This is a genomic window from Mycobacterium sp. 1245852.3 (assembly GCF_001669335.1).
GTDB lineage: Bacteria > Actinomycetota > Actinomycetes > Mycobacteriales > Mycobacteriaceae > Mycobacterium > Mycobacterium europaeum_A.
This window is the reverse complement of the sequence record NZ_LZLL01000050.1, coordinates 1-859: the sequence shown is the minus strand read 5'-3', so window position 1 is coordinate 859 and position 859 is coordinate 1. Positions and strand designations below refer to the sequence as shown.

Here is an 859-nt window from a genome sequence, read left to right as displayed (position 1 = left end):
CGGTAGTTGGCGTCCATGCTGTCGGCCGACTCGTGGGCGGTCTCGCGCAGCATGTCCAGCATCAGCATGAACTGGGCGCGCATCGAGTCCAGCTTGGGGCGGCTCATCTGCTGCTGGCCGCCGAACCGGCCGCCGAACATCATCATCGCGACGCCACCGATCATGAAGATCGGGAAGATCGAGCCGGCGCCGCCGAACACGTGCGAGCCGCTGGCGAAGGTCATGGCGACCATGCCGATCAGCAGACCGACCACCACGACGCCGACCACCACGATCCACCATGGCTTGCCTTCCGGCGGCGGGATGCTCAGCGGCGTCGGGAGGACGATGTTCTCCGGCTTGATTACCGGAGGCTTCTCCGGCGTCGGCCGCGCAAATCCACGTTTCACTTCGGTACCGCCAACTCTCCTGGGGACATATCCATCGGTAGCGTGTCGTGCTCCACCAGCGCATCCGCCCGCGACAACGTCGGCCCTTGCGGGAGCAGCCGCAGCGCCACCCACGGCGCCAGGCCCGGTTTCGTCTTGAGGCCCAACGCTTCTCGCACCTCGCGGGTGTCGTCGACCCCGAAGCGGGCGCCCGCGTCCGTGAGCCACCACAGCGATTCGGTGGTCTTGGCTCCCGGGTCGTTTCCGGTGACGGCCACGAAGTTCGCGTAGTCGGGCCCGAAGAAGACCTGGTCGGCTTCGCGCCCGGTGGTGTCCGCCTTGACCAGCGACACCACCCGGTTGACGTCCTTCTGCTCGACCGGAATGGTCGCGCCGGAGATGACCTGCACGCGGGCCCGGTTCTCACCGGAGGTCTTCTGCCACCACCAGCAGGTCGCCGGGTTCTCCCGGATGTCCATCACGTTCAGCGG

The 859-nt window shown here is 67.2% G+C and carries 2 protein-coding genes; both read right to left on the bottom strand.

The window, feature by feature from the left end; genetic code table 11:
* A partial coding sequence (locus A9W96_RS01920; RefSeq protein ID WP_156765087.1) for a hypothetical protein occupies positions 1-389 on the bottom strand: 389 nt, incomplete at its 3' end.
* A partial coding sequence (locus A9W96_RS01915; protein WP_197499372.1) for a type VII secretion protein EccB occupies positions 386-859 on the bottom strand: 474 nt, incomplete at its 5' end. The genes A9W96_RS01915 and A9W96_RS01920, both read right to left, overlap by 4 nt.